This window comes from Nodosilinea sp. E11 (assembly GCF_032813545.1).
In the GTDB taxonomy this organism is placed as follows: Bacteria; Cyanobacteriota; Cyanobacteriia; order Phormidesmidales; family Phormidesmidaceae; genus Nodosilinea.
In genome coordinates this window covers 398,459-415,984 of record NZ_CP136514.1, presented here as the reverse complement: position 1 = coordinate 415,984, position 17,526 = coordinate 398,459, and the positions used below count along the sequence as shown (strand labels likewise).

The 17,526-nt window shown below is 52.7% G+C and carries 9 protein-coding genes, 1 pseudogene and 2 CRISPR repeat arrays; of the genes and pseudogenes, 7 read left to right on the top strand and 3 right to left on the bottom strand.

The window, feature by feature from the left end; genetic code table 11:
* Nucleotides 1–413 precede the first annotated feature (413 nt).
* Nucleotides 414–5,071: a CRISPR direct-repeat array (repeat unit 36 nt; unit sequence CCCAACAACTTCTTCGGAAGTCGAATTAATGGAAAC).
* Between the two features lie 264 nt (nucleotides 5,072–5,335).
* Both RRF56_RS01670 and cas2 (RRF56_RS01665) read left to right on the top strand, forming a co-directional pair.
* The gene (locus tag RRF56_RS01670; protein ID WP_317033667.1) at nucleotides 5,336–6,985 is read left to right on the top strand and encodes a type I-MYXAN CRISPR-associated endonuclease Cas4/Cas1; all 1,650 of its coding nucleotides are present in this window, start codon (nucleotides 5,336–5,338) and stop codon (nucleotides 6,983–6,985) included.
* 8 nt (nucleotides 6,986–6,993) lie between these two features.
* The gene (gene cas2 / locus RRF56_RS01665; protein ID WP_317033666.1) at nucleotides 6,994–7,287 is read left to right on the top strand and encodes a CRISPR-associated endonuclease Cas2; all 294 of its coding nucleotides are present in this window, start codon (nucleotides 6,994–6,996) and stop codon (nucleotides 7,285–7,287) included.
* Between the two features lie 125 nt (nucleotides 7,288–7,412).
* On the opposite strand, the gene RRF56_RS01660 is transcribed toward cas2 (RRF56_RS01665), so the two are convergent.
* From RRF56_RS01660 to RRF56_RS01650, 3 genes and pseudogenes are all read right to left on the bottom strand, one after another.
* Nucleotides 7,413–8,213 carry a hypothetical protein gene (locus RRF56_RS01660; RefSeq protein ID WP_317033665.1) on the bottom strand — a complete coding sequence of 267 codons (801 nt, stop codon included), beginning with the start codon at nucleotides 8,211–8,213 and terminating at the stop codon, nucleotides 7,413–7,415.
* Between the two features lie 222 nt (nucleotides 8,214–8,435).
* Nucleotides 8,436–8,585: pseudogene (locus tag RRF56_RS01655) on the bottom strand (DUF4058 family protein); the annotation flags it as partial.
* 388 nt (nucleotides 8,586–8,973) lie between these two features.
* Nucleotides 8,974–10,000: direct repeats of the CRISPR family, unit length 35 nt; unit sequence CTCAAAACTTCCTCGGAAGTTGAACTAATGGAAAC.
* Nucleotides 10,001–10,133: 133 nt separating this feature from the next.
* A complete protein-coding gene (locus RRF56_RS01650) occupies nucleotides 10,134–13,733 on the bottom strand; it encodes a hypothetical protein (protein ID WP_317033664.1) in 3,600 nt (1,199 codons plus the stop codon).
* Between the two features lie 197 nt (nucleotides 13,734–13,930).
* On the opposite strand from RRF56_RS01650, the gene cas1 reads away from it, so the two are divergent.
* The 5 genes from cas1 to RRF56_RS01625 are packed head-to-tail and all read left to right on the top strand — an operon-like array spanning nucleotide 13,931 to nucleotide 17,226.
* On the top strand, nucleotides 13,931–15,904 hold the full coding sequence (gene cas1, locus RRF56_RS01645; protein WP_317033663.1) for a CRISPR-associated endonuclease Cas1: 1,974 nt from the start codon (nucleotides 13,931–13,933) through the stop codon (nucleotides 15,902–15,904).
* A gap of 2 nt (nucleotides 15,905–15,906) precedes the next feature.
* Nucleotides 15,907–16,185 (top strand): CRISPR-associated endonuclease Cas2, encoded by a 279-nt coding sequence (gene cas2 / locus RRF56_RS01640; protein ID WP_317033662.1) that lies wholly within the window; start codon nucleotides 15,907–15,909, stop codon nucleotides 16,183–16,185.
* A 14-nt stretch (nucleotides 16,186–16,199) separates the two neighbouring features.
* Nucleotides 16,200–16,619 (top strand): four helix bundle protein, encoded by a 420-nt coding sequence (locus RRF56_RS01635; protein ID WP_317033661.1) that lies wholly within the window; start codon nucleotides 16,200–16,202, stop codon nucleotides 16,617–16,619.
* A 49-nt stretch (nucleotides 16,620–16,668) separates the two neighbouring features.
* Entirely contained in the window at nucleotides 16,669–17,055 is a 387-nt protein-coding gene (locus RRF56_RS01630; RefSeq protein WP_317033660.1) for a four helix bundle protein, read from the top strand.
* A 30-nt stretch (nucleotides 17,056–17,085) separates the two neighbouring features.
* Nucleotides 17,086–17,226 (top strand): hypothetical protein, encoded by a 141-nt coding sequence (locus RRF56_RS01625; RefSeq protein ID WP_317033659.1) that lies wholly within the window; start codon nucleotides 17,086–17,088, stop codon nucleotides 17,224–17,226.
* The last annotated feature ends 300 nt before the right edge of the window (nucleotides 17,227–17,526 follow it).

Here is a 17,526-nt window from a genome sequence, read left to right as displayed (position 1 = left end):
AAGTTTGATCGGGCTGTCGGAGCAATAAGACATCCGTAAGGGGGCCAGTTTTGGGCTAAAGCTACCCCAACCTAGGTGCGATCGCCCCCAGAGCCCCAAAAGCTTCAGGTTTTCTTCGGTAAGTGCCAAAATAACGTTACGTACTGGCGGGGCAAGCACCTGGGGCTGTTTGGGCTGTGGGGGTGTAATGCCTGCGGCATATGGGTCTGAGTTCTATTGCGCAAGCACCTTTGAGCGATGGCTATAACCTTTGACGTTGCAAGATCCACCTTGAATGTATTGCGGGGCAAGGGTTTGAGTGGTTTCGGCGGGGGTCTTATTGAGATTGAAACCCTGGTTGTTGACCCTGCTTGCATCCACCTTGAATTGGGGGTGCTAGGATCTAAGCTGGGTAAGGGTTCTAGCAGCCCGCTCCCAACAACTTCTTCGGAAGTCGAATTAATGGAAACCAAAGCATTAATAGCTTCGTTGTCTTCAAGACGTAGCAAAGCCCAACAACTTCTTCGGAAGTCGAATTAATGGAAACTTATCTAATTGAGTATCTTCTTTTAGTTCTTCTGTACCCAACAACTTCTTCGGAAGTCGAATTAATGGAAACGACGACGCTAAAGCCAATGCAGAGTCAGCGCCACCGTCAGCCCAACAACTTCTTCGGAAGTCGAATTAATGGAAACAGGGCCGCAAAGCAACAAAGCATTTTTAAGTGCGTCCCAACAACTTCTTCGGAAGTCGAATTAATGGAAACCTCCACCAGTGCGAACCTAAACCGATGCGGCTTCCGGTACCCCAACAACTTCTTCGGAAGTCGAATTAATGGAAACCTGACTGATACTCCAAGCGCTTCAGCCATCTCCACATGCCCAACAACTTCTTCGGAAGTCGAATTAATGGAAACCCTCGAAGACGAAAAATCTCAGAAAGGCTACCCCCTGGACCCAACAACTTCTTCGGAAGTCGAATTAATGGAAACCTCTTTGTCGGTTAGCGTTTTTTGGGCGTCTTTCGCTTGCCCAACAACTTCTTCGGAAGTCGAATTAATGGAAACCCGTAGGGCGAGTAAGGCACAATTCCGGCATACTTACCCAACAACTTCTTCGGAAGTCGAATTAATGGAAACCCTACCTGGTGATCGAGATTTTGGTGGATGAGCGCGATCGTCCCAACAACTTCTTCGGAAGTCGAATTAATGGAAACGCAAACCGATAACAGATAAAAATCGGTGTGATGTCGGTTTCCCCAACAACTTCTTCGGAAGTCGAATTAATGGAAACTATCATTGAGGCCGAAGCGAATGCCGTCTTTCGTGCCCAACAACTTCTTCGGAAGTCGAATTAATGGAAACTAGGTTCGAAAGAAAATAACAAATAAGGAATTGAACCCAACAACTTCTTCGGAAGTCGAATTAATGGAAACTAGGCATGGGTGGTTCCTCTAGTCAGTGGGTGAGTGACCCAACAACTTCTTCGGAAGTCGAATTAATGGAAACCCCATCATGGCATTAGAGTTCACGAAGATCTTTACCACCCAACAACTTCTTCGGAAGTCGAATTAATGGAAACTTTCTTTAAACTTTTGCGTTGAATAAGCTAGCCTAGCCCCAACAACTTCTTCGGAAGTCGAATTAATGGAAACAAGTCTGCGATCGCTTGTTTATCCTCTTCACTTTCGTCCCAACAACTTCTTCGGAAGTCGAATTAATGGAAACTCTCATCCCCAAGGACTCTTAACGAACACTGGTTCACCCAACAACTTCTTCGGAAGTCGAATTAATGGAAACATCCGGGGGTGTATGTTCTCAGAGACCTCCCAGTGCCCAACAACTTCTTCGGAAGTCGAATTAATGGAAACAGTTAAAGACAAAGCGCTGTTAGTTCACCATACATTTACCCAACAACTTCTTCGGAAGTCGAATTAATGGAAACGTTTTATCATTTTCACTAGTTACCTTACGCGCAAAGGTCCCAACAACTTCTTCGGAAGTCGAATTAATGGAAACTTACGGGGGTGAAAGGTTGCCAGGTAAACCCATATCCCCAACAACTTCTTCGGAAGTCGAATTAATGGAAACATCGTCGCCAAAGCGGCGACGTGCTTCCTGCCGCCACTCCCCCAACAACTTCTTCGGAAGTCGAATTAATGGAAACTCTGCTATTGTATTAAGCTGTTTGGGTTCAAGACTTTTGAGATCCCCAACAACTTCTTCGGAAGTCGAATTAATGGAAACCTAAATGTGTATTTAACATCTCCTGCCCTAAAGGTTCCAATCCCAACAACTTCTTCGGAAGTCGAATTAATGGAAACTTTGTCTGGTCTTTGGCCATTGTTAACCCTCTAAGTGCCCAACAACTTCTTCGGAAGTCGAATTAATGGAAACTTGACGATGGATTCTTCCTGGGCGGGTGGGACGTACCCAACAACTTCTTCGGAAGTCGAATTAATGGAAACCTGGCCAGAAAAACACCCCGATTGCTGTTGAGGTGCCCACGCCCAACAACTTCTTCGGAAGTCGAATTAATGGAAACGGATCTCGGTGATCCTCGAAGTCATAATTATTGCCATTCCCAACAACTTCTTCGGAAGTCGAATTAATGGAAACCGCATCGGTAAACGGCCAGCCAGGTGCCAGTGGGTAGGGGTCCCAACAACTTCTTCGGAAGTCGAATTAATGGAAACATCAGATAATCTAGACAATCCTCTAAATTGCCTGTTTGCCCAACAACTTCTTCGGAAGTCGAATTAATGGAAACGGACTGTATCCGTAGTGCTGGGCAATCAGGTCTTCGGGGCCCAACAACTTCTTCGGAAGTCGAATTAATGGAAACAAAGAAGACCCACGAGGCTTATCTAGTCCAAGGTCCCAACAACTTCTTCGGAAGTCGAATTAATGGAAACAAACTCACCTGCATTACCTCCAATATCTACACTGCTAACCCAACAACTTCTTCGGAAGTCGAATTAATGGAAACACAGGATGAATAACCAGAGGGCTAGTTGCGCTATTAACCCAACAACTTCTTCGGAAGTCGAATTAATGGAAACTCCTGCCGCTGGCGATAGCGCAGCCGTAGGTCTTCGAGCAACCCAACAACTTCTTCGGAAGTCGAATTAATGGAAACTCCTGCCGCTGGCGATAGCGCAGCCGTAGGTCTTCGAGCAACCCAACAACTTCTTCGGAAGTCGAATTAATGGAAACACCCATCGGAATACGACTCAGCTAAAGAGTGGCCCTACCCCAACAACTTCTTCGGAAGTCGAATTAATGGAAACTCCTGAAGAAAACCAGGGCGAACTACAATCAGGTGGGTAGGACCCAACAACTTCTTCGGAAGTCGAATTAATGGAAACTAATACCAGTCATCGCCATATTTCCACCACCGGGACTTACCCAACAACTTCTTCGGAAGTCGAATTAATGGAAACCCGATGACCTGCTCAACTTCGCGATCGCTGAGGTTATCCCAACAACTTCTTCGGAAGTCGAATTAATGGAAACATCTGACTCACGAAAAACACCTGTTACTCTTTTGCAGTCTGCCCAACAACTTCTTCGGAAGTCGAATTAATGGAAACATTATCTCCATCATTGCTTGTTCTGGGCCTTGCACTGCGGCCCCAACAACTTCTTCGGAAGTCGAATTAATGGAAACTTTGGGCAATGGCCACGTCAGCCAGTGCGCCACCGTTGGCATAGTGCATGGCAATCTTAACCCAACAACTTCTTCGGAAGTCGAATTAATGGAAACTTTGCAGAAAAACAAGAGCATCCCTCTAGACGAGATCCCAACAACTTCTTCGGAAGTCGAATTAATGGAAACATATCGTCAATATGCAAAGCGTAGCCTAAACGAGTAGCTCCCAACAACTTCTTCGGAAGTCGAATTAATGGAAACACAGACCACTCAAGTAGCCAATATTGAGCACTTTTTGCCCAACAACTTCTTCGGAAGTCGAATTAATGGAAACAGGTCATACCCAGGAGCAAGGGGACCCAACGTTGACCCAACCCAACAACTTCTTCGGAAGTCGAATTAATGGAAACTTTGGGCCTAGACCCATTGTCGAGGTATGCCGTTCCAGCCCAACAACTTCTTCAGAAGTCGAATTAATGGAAACAAAATAGGCGTTCGCAAAATTGCCGTGGTCGTCCCATCCCAACAACTTCTTCGAAAGTCGAATTAATGGAAACGCCGGGTGAACTTGCTGCCGGTGAGTGTTTCGTGGCCCAACAACTTCTTCGGAAGTCGAATTAATGGAAACGTGGCCTGCACGAAACGGTCAACGTCAGGGCCAACCCAACAACTTCTTCGGAAGTCGAATTAATGGAAACGCAGCAGATTTTGGATTTGGCGGACATTGCCTGGGAGTCGCTGTCCCCAACAACTTCTTCGGAAGTCGAATTAATGGAAACGGCTCATAAAAGCGGTGGGCTAAATTCTGTCGTAGCCCAACAACTTCTTCGGAAGTCGAACTAATGGAAACCTAATGGTTTACCTAGTGTAGTATCTCCAACATCTTATTTTGCCCAACAACTTCTTCGGAAGTCGAATTAATAGAAACATTGCAACTGGGTTGGGGCGATCGGCGGTCTCAGTTTCCCAACAACTTCTTCGGAAGTCGAACTAATGGAAACGCCCAGTAATAATCAACAGCGTTTTCAGCCTCTTCAGCCCAACAACTTCTTCGGAAGTCGAACTAATGGAAATCTGAGGGCCTGCGAGATTTCTTGCCTGTAGTCAGACCCAACAACTTCTTCGGAAGTCGAACTAATGGAAACCCGCTCAGCCCCTAGTGTTTGAGTCCATTCTGATTCGTGGCCCAACAACTTCTTCGGAAGTCGAACTAATGGAAACGCTTGACGGGTGTACCTACGTCAACCCGACTCAAAAGCCCAACAACTTCTTCGGAAGTCGAACTAATGGAAACTCTCTAAAAGCTTTGGAACCGAAATCAGCTTGAACAACCCAACAACTTCTTCGGAAGTCGAACTAATGGAAACCTGATTAGTGCTTAAAGCACTACATAGAACAGATGAGGCCCCAACAACTTCCTCGGAAGTCGAACTAATGGAAACTAAAATTTTGCCGTCGGCAAAATTTTAGTTTCCTCCAAGCATTAACAGGAAGATGGATCTATTGATGGGTTAAATCTCTACGCCATAGTTCATTCGTATCTCAATAACTTCAACGACATACGCATGTATTGTCATTAAAAAGACCCGTAAAATTCCTCACAAACTATCGCGCCATTGTGGGATTGCTGAACTCATAGACAGGTGCATCGAGACTGATTCGGTTGATTTTTTATCTCCCATAGTCCGATAGGCAAACCCCGCATCATGACACTCCCCCATACCGCCGCACAGGTAGCGATCAACGTCAGCGCCCTGCAAGCGTTGTTTTACTGCCCTCGCCAGTACTATCTGCAAGAAGTTGAGGGTATCCATACCCCTAACGCCGAGGTCTACTCGGGCTTACGACTGCACACCGAGCTAGAGCGCGACGGCGGCGACGAATGGCAACAATACACTCTGGAGAGTGAGGCTTTAGGTCTGCGGGGCCGGGTCGATGCGCTCAAAACCAGAGCGGGGCAGACCATCCCCTACGAGCACAAAAAAGGGCGGTGCTATCGAGACGACGAGCAACAGCCCCAGGCCTGGCCCGGCGATCGCATGCAAGTGCTCGCTTATGCCCTTCTGCTCGAAGCCGAATTGGGCATTGCCATCCCCGAGGGCCGAGTACGCTACCACAGCGACAATGTGCTGGTGCATGTACCCTTTGACGCAGCAGCAAGGCAAGAAGTGCTCGCCGCCATTGCGCAGGCCCAACAGTTGCAGGTGGCCCGCGATCGCCCTCCGATAGCCGACAACGCCAACCTCTGCACCCGCTGCTCCGTTGCTGAAGCCTGTATGCCCGACGCCACTCGCCTGGCTCAGGGCACCACCGACCAACCCCTGCGGCTGTTTCCCCAGGATGATGAACGGCAGATCATCCACGTCACCGAGGCGGGCACCTCGATTGGCAAGAGCGGCGACCAGTTCAAAATCACCAAGCGCGACGGCAAGACCACGCTGCTGCCCTCGCGCCAGGTAGGGCAACTGGTACTGCATAGCTATGTGCAAATTTCGACCCAGGCCATGTATTTCTGCACCGAGCAGGGGGTAGGGCTGCACTTTATTTCAGGGCGGGGGCAATACCAGGGCAGCTTTGATACTCGCCAGGGCAACATTCAGCGGCGGGTGCGGCAGTACCAGGCGCTCACCGACCCAGCCCAGTGTTTGCGGCTGGCCCAGCAACTCGTCACCTGTCGGGGGCAGAGCCAGCGCAAATTTCTCATGCGCAGCCAGCGCCAGGCCGCCAACCCCACGCTCAAGCAGGCGATCGACCAGATGCAGCGCACTCTCAACCAGGTGCCCCAGGCCGAGTCGCTGCCCTCACTGCTGGGGCTAGAGGGCAACCTGGCGGCGCAATACTTTAGTGCCCTGCCCCAATTGGTGGCCGATACCGCCAACCCGGCCTTTCGCTTCTCGGGTCGCACCCGCCGCCCGCCCAAAGACCGCTTTAACGCCATGCTGGGCTTTGGCTATGCCCTGCTGCTCAAGGATGTGATGAACGCCATTCTCACCGTGGGGCTAGAGCCAGCCCTGGGCTTTTACCACCAGCCCCAGCGCCAGGCTCCGCCCCTGGCCCTCGACCTAATGGAAATCTTTCGGGTGCCTTTGGTCGATATGCCGGTAATGGCCGCCATCAACCGCAGCCAGTGGGATGCCGACGCCGATTTTGAGATTACCGGTGAGCAAGTGTGGCTCAATGACAGCGGTCGTCGTAAGCTGATCGGCCTCTACGAACGGCGCAAAGAAGAAACCTGGAAGCACCCTGTAGTGCAATATTCCATGACCTATCGCCGCCTGATCGAGCTAGAGGTACGCCTGCTGGAAAAAGAATGGCTGGGCGAAGGCGGGCTATTTGCCCAACTGGTGCTGCGTTGAGGTGAACCATGGCTGAAGCCAAACACTACTACTTGATTTGCTACGACATTCGTGACCCCAAGCGCTGGCGCAAGGCCTACAAGCTGCTGAAGGGCTATGGTGAGACCCTGCAATACTCGATCATTCGGGTGCGGCTGAATGCCAGAGAGCGGGAGAAACTGCGCTGGCAGCTAGAGCAAATTCTCACTCCCGAAGACAGTCTGTTGATTGTGGGCCTCTGCAACCACTGTCTGGAGCGCATCGAAACCTGCAACCGCCCCGAGGCTTGGCAAACGCCCCAAGACTTACACGCTATTTTCTGAGCTGAAAGATGGACTGCATATATCAGTCTGTTTACCTACCGGGGCGATCGCACCCTGAGCGATGACCATTTTCCTGATTTGAGCATTGCCCCCCAAGCGTCGTTTGAGCAAGCCGGGCTGCTGGGCTAGCTAACCAGTCGTCGCCAACCGTGGGCCACATAGCCCGCATCGGCCACTACTCCAATTAGGTTCACAGGGGTATTGGCCGCCGCATAATAGGTAATCTGCGAAGACAGGTCGTCGATCGCAGCAACCCGGCGCTTGGCAGGCCGAATGTAGATGACCAAAACGGCGCGATCGCCCATGCGCCCCAGCAGCCGGGTGGCATTGTCGATGACGCTTTTTTCTCGGCGATCGTGGGCTTCGTCTTCCGACAGATCAGCTAGCATCTGGACGCTTAGTATCGGAGCATTCACCAGGTCAAGCACTACTACCTGCCCCGACAAATCGACTAAATCGGTTTCATTCCAATAGCTGACCCGCTTAAAGCCTCGGGTTTTGAGAAAGGTGGCTTCTGCTGGAGGCAAGGCATCGCTACCGGGGACGAAATAGTCCACCGTAATATCGCTGATGATGCGCTCCCGACCAATTAGCCGTCTCACGCTATCGATTTCATCTTCAACAGCATCTTTGACCTGGGTGGCAATTTTGCGTTCGACCTCTTGCTGCACAATATCGGCAGCGACTTTTCGGGCATCACCTAGGCTTTTACCAAAAATATAGGTAGCCACTCCTGCCAACGCGCCCAGAGCCACTAGCAAAAATTTCATCAGGTCTAGGAACTGGTTAAAGCTATTGCTCAGATCTTCATTAGACTGACGCAGTAGATCGATGACTTCGGCAGATGTAAGCGGTGGGGGGGCTGGGGTTTGGGCGAGATCAGTAAGGTAGTGAATCCCAGAGAAAAAAGCGACATGCCAAACCATAGGATTGCGTTGCAACGGTGCTCAGCCATTATCCCCTACTGATACCCTGCCTTCCCTCTCACCTTTTCTAACCAAGCCTGTGCGTCAGGCGATAGCGCCCGGGGGGGCGCTCTGATAATTAAGCACCACCCATAGGCCCTGCTCGATCTATCACCGTCTGCAACAGCCGAGCAATCTCTACCAACAGTTCTGCGCTCCCCAGACCACAATGCGATAGTCGTGGTAAGCTCGCTTTTTGATCGCCACTCGATAGGTCGGTAATAGCTGAAGATTCAGGGTTTCGGCCAGCAGGCTGATCAGCAGGTGGTGCACCTCTGGCCACAGGGCAGGGTTTTCTAGATAGGAGTTCATCCCTGGAAACGGCAGCGGCATTCCGGCGGACTCCGCAGCGGCTGCTTTGATTGTACGGTGGGAAAGTGAGGTGATAGGGAAGTGGGGAGTGATAACAGCGGGGCGATCGCGCAAACCCAAGTCAACAAGAAACACAAAAACCTATTTTGAGGCATCTGCTGTGCTTTTAGGGCTTCTCTCGCCGGTAGATGGCAATTTCTCTCTCAAGCTCCGTTTCTTCTCGGGGTCTACCGATCGCCAAAACCCTCATTCTTTCGTCGAACCCAGCGGGAGCATTGATACGCAAGGGTTTCAGGGCTTTTTCATAAGACACTATTGCGAGCAAATCTCATTAATGAGCGGGCGGGGTAGACCCCGACGAAAATGGTGGGTTAAAATGCAGGCGTGGCAAGGGTTCTAGAACCCGACCCTCAAAACTTCCTCGGAAGTTGAACTAATGGAAACCTGGTCCTCTTAACGGTGGGTCAACTTCCTTGGCCAGACCTCAAAACTTCCTCGGAAGTTGAACTAATGGAAACGAAAGACTTAGTGCAAAAGTTTGCACAAGCTCCTCTCAAAACTTCCTCGGAAGTTGAACTAATGGAAACCACCAGCCTCTGCAGAAACACATTCTTCCTGAGCTCCTCAAAACTTCCTCGGAAGTTGAACTAATGGAAACTGCCGGAGCAGGTTTCGGTGCTGGCTCGTCGCTCCTCAAAACTTCCTCGGAAGTTGAACTAATGGAAACATCTCTTCCCACGACCAACCATCAAGGTTGTAGGACCTCAAAACTTCCTCGGAAGTTGAACTAATGGAAACATTCTCTCCCCTCTTGGATTTCCCGGTAATTCTCAAAACTTCCTCGGAAGTTGAACTAATGGAAACTACATGGTATGTCGAAATAATAACCAAAAGAGACAAAACCTCAAAACTTCCTCGGAAGTTGAACTAATGGAAACTCATTATTTGGGCTGCATTCATTCCCAAGATAGAGGCTCAAAACTTCCTCGGAAGTTGAACTAATGGAAACGTCTCAGCCCATTCCATTATTGTTACCATCCAGGCGCTCAAAACTTCCTCGGAAGTTGAACTAATGGAAACCTGATCAAGCACTCCACGGCCTTCACAAGTCAAATTTGCTCAAAACTTCCTCGGAAGTTGAACTAATGGAAACTTCGCTGACCACTTTGGGGCCTTGTGGAGGTACGATTTCTCAAAACTTCCTCGGAAGTTGAACTAATGGAAACACTCTAAGCCACTTGAACTTTCATTCGGTTCTACTTCTCAAAACTTCCTCGGAAGTTGAACTAATGGAAACGGTCATCTTTGACCCAAGCCATACCCAGAGTCCCACTCAAAACTTCCTCGGAAGTTGAACTAATGGAAACCTAAAGGATCTTCTAAACAAACTGTCATGAACGCCTCAAAACTTCCTCGGAAGTTGAACTAATGGAAACTGATTTCCTTGAGTAAAGCGGTGCATTGCGGCCCATCGAGCAAGATCTGGGACTTTAGCAAAATGGAAGTTTGGGCCGCGAATGCACCCTACGGGCTGCTATTTCTTCGGTTTTTTCTGCCTTTTGCCTTTCCTCAAATTCCTCGGGCTTCCAGCACCAGACTCTCCACCGCTGCATCACTGCCATAGCGCTGCATCACGATATCCAGCTGGGGCGACTGTGGCCCCTCTAGTTTGCGGGCCACTTTGATGATGCTGGCCACATTGCGGAGCCATCCCAGGCGCAGCAGCTCTGGCAGCATCTGGTCGATCAGCGTAGACAGCACAGCGGGGTCGAGGCGATGCAGAGCACAGAGCATGTCAATGGCTTCGATCTCGCCATTTTTAAGCTGGGTCATGGGGATGGCCATGAGCAACTGCTGCACCAACTGGTTAAGTGATTCGATATCAAGTCGAGGGTCTTCACTGCGGGCGATCGCCTTTAAAAGCAGGGCCATAGATCGGCCAAGGCCACCCTCTAAGTCGCCCTGGCTAGTCATGCGAGTTAACCAGATCCCCAGAACGGGCAATAGAGTAGCCGGGAGCTGGTTGTGTTGTTGAATCCAGCCTGTGGCTAAGTCGCAGAAGTGACGCACCACCGTAGGATTTGTCTCTGAAGAAAGGATTTGACCTATCTGGATGAGGCTGTCTCCAGATAGGGGGGTGGCTGTATCAGTATTGCCGTTATTTAGAGCTGACACGGCAAGTAGACCATTCGCCCTCACGCCTACAAAGCGCGATCGCAACAGCGGTAATAGGTCAGTAGGGGTGAGGTGGTCACCGCACACTTGGGCTAGCTCGTGGGTAGCGGCTACAGCCGCCTCTTTATGGTGCCCGATGGCTGCTGACAGCAGTTTGGCCCGGGCAGCAGGGTTCTCGCTAGCCTGCTGTTGGTATAGAGAAATTAGAAAGCGCTGATCCTTAAAGGCCAGCTGGCTGAGCGGAGGATGGGCCTGAATGGGCTGGAACCGTAGCAGTTGATTGCCAATCTCTTTCTGAATTGGCTGTGGTAGTGTCTCGGCTTGGCTTAATAGAGCCTGTCGAGCCGTTAATGACTGATCGGCCAATCGATTCAGCAGTGAGTAGATAACGTCAGGGTGAGTGCCCATAGCGGGCAACAGCCATATGGCTAGTTGTTCTTGGGTAGGGGCTGGCAAGTTTGCCACTGTACCAGCGGTGAAGACTTTTTTCAGACGATCCCAGGGCAAGCTCTTGAGGGCCTCTTCAGGTAGCGCTTGTAGCCAGTTAATCAGCATAGAGCCAGCACCATGGCCCATCGCTTCGATCAAGGCTTTAAGATTACGCCCAGAGCGATCGCGCCTGCCAAATAGGTAATCCTGCAAAATAGCCTGACCAATAGGTTCATCCCGAGCGGCCCAACGACCTACAGCTTTGATCTGCACCAGTTCCCATAGGTCGGGGTGATGGCTATGGAGTACTTCATCCCAGCTTTGCCCCAAGGGAAAGCATCCGATCGTGAGGTGGCTCGGTAGACAGTCAGCGACAAAAATAAATAGGGCCAGCTTAACGTCTTCATACCGGGGCACAGGCTTTTCTAGGAGCCGTCTGAGTAGGTCTTGCTGCGCCTCAGGCTGCGTCTGTTGGTGGCTATAAATCACCCCTGTCGCGGTGCCATGGCCCAGGATATGAATATGTTGGCGCAATACCGTCAATAACTCTGGTGCCGGGTGAGCTTGTATGCGCTCCATACAGGGCTGTAAAAATCGCCCCAACAGTTGACCTCGATCATCATATCCAGCGGGAAATTTAGGATGGTCAATGGGGGCACGAGAGGCGATCGCCGTTACGGTGCCGACCAGGTGCACCTGTAGCGATGACCACCAACGATCAACTAATACCCCTGTCATCTGGGCAAGTTGTCCAGCGGTCAGGTGCTCTGCCTCTTGTAACAGGGCTAAGACCAGATCCCATACCGCCTCAATCAGGTGACGAGGAGCGGCCATCAGCGCTTGCTGCAGCCGTCGCTGATGGTGTTCGCCCAGGTGCAGGGCCGTAGGCAATAGCCGCCGCAGGGCATCGGGGCGATCGCGCGATACAGCAGCGTAGGCCACCGCACCAAAGATGCCCATGGCATTGAGGTCGAGCTGGGTCACCCAGGTTTCAAACTCGGCTTCGTCGGCGATCGCCAAAAATTGCCGCAGCACCGGCAGCCAGTGAGTGCGCTGGGCCTGAGCGTCGGGCTGCTGAAGGTGCTCAAAAAAGCGGTGGCGCTGGGCGGTGGCTGACTGTCGGGTGAGCCAGTAGGCGATCGCATATTCCAGCAAGGTCTGGTGAAAAAAATGCACCTTTCCATTTCCCAAAGGGGTCAGCACCCCTTCGCTGAGCAGATCGTTGTAGGCGGCTAGCACGGCCGGGGTAAAGCTCAGCCCCAAGTCGTCGCGGTAAAACGACTCGCACAGACGGCTTTCCGATAGCTCAAACAGTCGTTGGGCGATCCCCAAGCAAAAGGCTTCTTTCTCCATTGCCAAGGGGGAATAGTGGCTTTGGTCTATGCGGCTATAGGCCACTTTCTCTTGCCAGTAGCGCTGGTACAGCTTGCTTACCGTTAGGTCGGGGGGCACATCCCCCGCTTCGCCAAACAGGTCGCACAACAGGGCCAGCAGCAGCGGGCTTTCCAGAATGTCGCGCAGGGAGCGGTTGTCGGTAGACAGAGCCAACACCTTATCGGCAAATGCCTGACCTAGCTCCGGCTGATCTGGGGCCAGGGTGCGAAAAAAGGCTACCGCCGCCGCCCGAATTTCAGCAGTAGAAAAGTTGGGCACCGAGTAGCGATCCGCCGCCTGACTTAGCCCCGGCAATCGCTCATTTACCGGCTCCAGGTAGTCGTTGTACTCGTGGTCGCGGCAGGTAAATACCACCGTAGTGCCCCCGGCCAACACCTGGCGCATCAACGCCCCAAAGGCCACCACAAAATCGCGATTGATCACCAGATCAAGGGTGTCGATCAGCAGCACGCCTCGGCCTAACGTGTGGTTGAGTTCCTGACACACCTCCACTACCGAGCACGACTCGCCGCACAGGCTCTGTCCCAGGGCATTGGCGATCATCTCCTGCTGGTTTTGAGATAGGCCAGTAGGCACCGGCCCCGCCATGGTGGAAGCCACCAGTCCGTAGGACATAAACCCTAGGTAGCTGGTAGACAGCGACAAACTGCTGCACAGCACCAGCCCTACCCAGGGCGTCTCTGCCGCTAGCAGTTCATCGTAGATGTCGCCCAAAATCGTGCTTTTGCCGTAGCCCGCTGGGCCAATGATGGCGATCAACCGTTCTTTTTGCTCGTGGACGCCCCGTGCGATCGCCCCCAGATACTTTTCCCGCACTACCACCCTGGGAATGCGCTCTAGAATCCTTGGGTTCAGAGCCTCGCGGGCAGCAGTGGCTTGGGTTTGGGTAGCTCTGAGGAGGTGGGGTGGTGAAGATGGGGGGGTGGGGGGTATTGGATTAAGACTCTCCCCATTTTCAACAACTTCCCCCCACTCCAGCCCCAGCGCTGTACAGATTTCTTGAAAGATAAAGCGGTCAACGGGTTTGCCGTTGAAGAACTTGTTCACCGTTGACCACGAGGCAAGGGCTAACTCGTTGGCGATCGCTTTTTGGGTCAGGTTTCTCACCAGCAGCGCCTGCCGGGCCTGCTGCTGCCCTGCTTCAGATAGCTGTAGCGATCGCCCCGGCATAACGGTGAAAAAGCTTGTTTCTCCCCAATATTAGCCGCCTCTATCGTTTCGCCCTACGACCTCCGCACTCTTCCTTTCAAAAACTCATATCCAAGTCATATTCCCAACTCAGATAACCCATATCTGTACTCAGATCTCCGCTTGCGAAGGTAGATTCATGGGCCGCAAAGCCCAGCTACCGCAAGGGAGACAAGCCCATGAATATCCAGACTGAACAGCTTGCCGCCGCCTGGTATCTCGTCCAGCGGGGCAGCAAAGCCGCCGGGGTAGACGGCATCACCCCCGATCTCTTTGCCGGGGTCGCCCAAGAGCAGTTGCGCCACTTGCAACTCCAGCTCAAGCGCGAATGCTACCTAGCCAGCCCCGCCCGTGGGTTTTGGCTACCCAAAAAGAGCGGCGGTCGCCGCCTGATTGGCATTCCCACCGTCCAAGACCGCATTGTGCAGCGGTTTTTACTGCAAACCATCTACCCCTACCTCGAAGAAACCTTTAGCGACAGTTGCTTTGCTTACCGACCCGGCCTCTCGATCTACCAGGCTGTGGATCGGGTGATGGCTTTTTACCAGCACCAGCCCACTTGGGTAGTCAAGGCTGACATTCAGCAGTTCTTCGACCATCTCTCCTGGCCCATCTTGCTAGAGCAGCTAGAGCAGTTGGGCCTGAGTGCCACCACCATGGGCCTGCTAGAGCAGCAGCTCAAATCGGGCATCGTCGTCCACGGGCAGCGGCAGTTTCTCAATAAAGGAGTACTCCAGGGCAGCAGCCTATCCGGGGCGCTGGCCAACCTCTACCTCAGCGGCTTTGACCGCACCTGTGTGGAGTACGGCATTCCTCTGGTGCGCTACGGCGACGACTGCGTGGTGGTCAGCCAAAGCTGGGTGCAGGCCCACCGCGCCCTCAATCTGATGGGCGACCTGCTCACCGACCTGGCCCTGTCGCTGCACCCTGACAAGACCCGCATTATTCCACCCACCGAGGAATTTACCTTTTTGGGCCACCTATTTGCCAATGGCGAAGCCCAAGCTCCGCCCCGTGCCCTGTCGCCTGCGGCGGCCAAGCCCCGCCAGCCGCCCCGTGGCCCCGTCGGCCCGCCCAAGGCGTGCAGCATCGTCAAAACTCGGCGGCAGCGCCGTCCATCAGACCTCGATACCTATTGGAGCGAACCCATGACCACTCTCTACGTCACCGACCAGGGCGCTTACGTGCGCGTCAAGTACAAGCAGTTTCAGGTGTTTCACGAGCAAGCGCTGAAGATCAGCGTGCCGGTGAACCAGGTAAGCCATGTGGTGCTGTTTGGCTGCTGCAACCTCTCCCATGGGGCGGTCAGCCTGGCGCTTCAGCGCCGCATTCCGGTGCTGTACCTGGCCAGCAATGGCCGCTATTTTGGCAGGCTCGACACCGAGGGCCACGCCCAGATCGACTACCTCACCCAGCAGGTGCTCCACGCCCAAGACTCGGTCTTTACCCACCGCCAGGCCCAGGCCATCATTCTGGCCAAACTGCACAACAGCCGGGTGGTGCTGCAACGGATGCAGCGCAAACGCCCTACCGATCTGGCGGCGGAGGCCATTCGGGCACTACCAGAGCTGATGCAGCAGGTGGCCCAGGCCGACAGCATTGAGACCATGCTGGGCTACGAGGGCCAGGGGGCCAACCTCTACTTTCGAGCCTATGCCTCGCTGCTCAAGGGCAAGTTCGAGTTTGAGAAGCGCACCCGTCGCCCACCTACCGACCCAGTGAATAGCCTGCTGAGCCTAGGCTATACGCTACTGTCGCAGAATCTGCACTCAATGGTAGAGACGGTAGGGCTGCACACTCACTTTGGCAATCTCCACAAACCGCAGAAAAACCGTCCGTCGCTGGTGTGCGACCTGGTGGAAGAGTTTCGGGCTCCGGTGATTGATTCACTGGTGGCGTACCTGATTAACACCAACCTCTTTACCGAGGAAGACTTTACGCCCCCCGATGTTCGGGGCGGGGTATACCTCCAGCCCGATGCTCTGAAGAAGTTTTTGCAGCGGTGGGAGGAGTATCTCAATAAGAAAATCGTGCATCCCCACACGGGTATTAAGGTCAGCTATCGCCGTTGCTTTGAGCTGCAAGTTTGGGAATACGTCGCCTGCCTCCTGGGCGAGCAGGAGGTCTATCGCCCGATGAAGTGGGAGAAGTAGCCATGTTCTACCTAATCGCCTACGACATCGTCAAAGACAATCGCCGCAACAAAGCCGCCCACCTGCTAGAGGGCTACGGCATGCGGGTGCAGAAGTCGGTTTTTGAATGTGTACTCACCGACAAGCAGCTCGAAATGCTGCAAAAGAAGCTAGCCCACTACATCAACGCTGACGAAGACCAGGTGCGCTTTTACCCCATGTCGGCCCACACCCGCCGAAAAGTTCTCATTCTTGGCAATCAACCCGCCCGCCAAGTAGACGACACCGCCTTCATTGTTTGACAGGAGAAATAATCATGCAACGTCCTACGCATCATTTGCAAACGCTACAGGTCTACCAAATGGCTTTTCAAGGTTCGGTGGCAGTCGCCCGTTGGGCGCAGCCTCTCTTAGAAGCGTCAGAGGTTTACTTGATCCAACAATTCTTAGCCACATCGCAGGCCGTTCGAGCCCATCTTGCTGCTGCCTTGGGCCAACGACGACATCACGAGGGGTTTATCGCGGCCCTCAGCACCGCTCAATTGCAATCCGCCGAAATGCAGACCTGGATCGAAGCGGCGATCGCAGCAGGCTATCTCGCCCCAGATGCTGGACAAGACCTATATGACCACTATCGCAGTCTCTACACTGCCCTTGATCATCTGATGGCAACAGCTTCTACGGCGACGATTTCCCTGGAGAAAAACGCTGAAACGGCCCTGCCAGCGATCGCGTAACCTCATCCCCTCCCCATCTCCCCACCTCTTCACCAAAGGAGTCCTCACGATGACCCCCGACTTCATCGCCTCCCACAGGGAACTGCTGGTCTACCAAAAAGCCTTTGAATCGGCCATGAAAATCTTTGAGCTGTCCCAGACCTTTCCTGAGGCTGAGCGGCATCTGCTAACAGAGCAAATGTTGCGATCGTCTCGCTCGGTGTGCGCCAACCTGGCCGAGGCATGGCAAAAGCGGCGCTACAAAAAGGCGTTTGTCGCCAAGCTCAACGAGGTTGAGGCCGAAGCCGCCGAGACCCAAACCTGGCTGGAGTTTGCCATCTTGTGTGACTATCTGGATGCCGAAACCGGGCAAGAGTTATTCCATGCCTACAGCCTGGTACTGGCGGCTACGGGCAAGCTGATCGAGCAGGCCGATGGCTGGGCGGTGTCGTCATGAGCCATCGCAGTCGCAGACACAAAAAGCGCTTTGCCTGTAGCCACCGAGGCTATGGCCGGTATTGCCACCGTTGTACTGAACAAGTTGCCCGAAAGCAAAAACGGTTTAGCCAGCGGCGGCAGCAGCGAGAACAATGGCAAGCCCTATTTGCAGGGGATGCCATCGAGTTGAGTCATTTGCCTGTGGCCATTGTGAAAAAAGCCAGGACTATAATGTCTGCTCTCCAGCAAGGAACTAACTACTGGCAGTTATCGGGCAAACGGCTAGAGATGATGCGCGATGTTATCAGGATTCCGGTTACCCGACGCTACCGATTACTGTGCCAAGACGATGGCGATCAAATTGTGCCGATCAAGGTGATCTCCCATGAGGACTATAATCCGTTAACCAGAGGCCCTAAACGGCTTCTGAGCAGACTGTTTTCAAGGAAGCCTTAGCTAAAGGAAAACACAAAACCCCATTTTGGAGCGT

What these genes read in the sequence shown, in the direction of transcription:
- RRF56_RS01670 (WP_317033667.1), top strand. Translation starts at nt 5,336, where the DNA reads ATGACACTCCCCCATACCGCCGCACAGGTAGCGATCAACGTCAGCGCC.
- cas2 (WP_317033666.1), top strand. Translation starts at nt 6,994, where the DNA reads ATGGCTGAAGCCAAACACTACTACTTGATTTGCTACGACATTCGTGAC.
- RRF56_RS01660 (WP_317033665.1), bottom strand. Translation starts at nt 8,213, where the DNA reads ATGGTTTGGCATGTCGCTTTTTTCTCTGGGATTCACTACCTTACTGAT.
- RRF56_RS01650 (WP_317033664.1), bottom strand. Translation starts at nt 13,733, where the DNA reads ATGCCGGGGCGATCGCTACAGCTATCTGAAGCAGGGCAGCAGCAGGCC.
- cas1 (WP_317033663.1), top strand. Translation starts at nt 13,931, where the DNA reads ATGAATATCCAGACTGAACAGCTTGCCGCCGCCTGGTATCTCGTCCAG.
- cas2 (WP_317033662.1), top strand. Translation starts at nt 15,907, where the DNA reads ATGTTCTACCTAATCGCCTACGACATCGTCAAAGACAATCGCCGCAAC.
- RRF56_RS01635 (WP_317033661.1), top strand. Translation starts at nt 16,200, where the DNA reads ATGCAACGTCCTACGCATCATTTGCAAACGCTACAGGTCTACCAAATG.
- RRF56_RS01630 (WP_317033660.1), top strand. Translation starts at nt 16,669, where the DNA reads ATGACCCCCGACTTCATCGCCTCCCACAGGGAACTGCTGGTCTACCAA.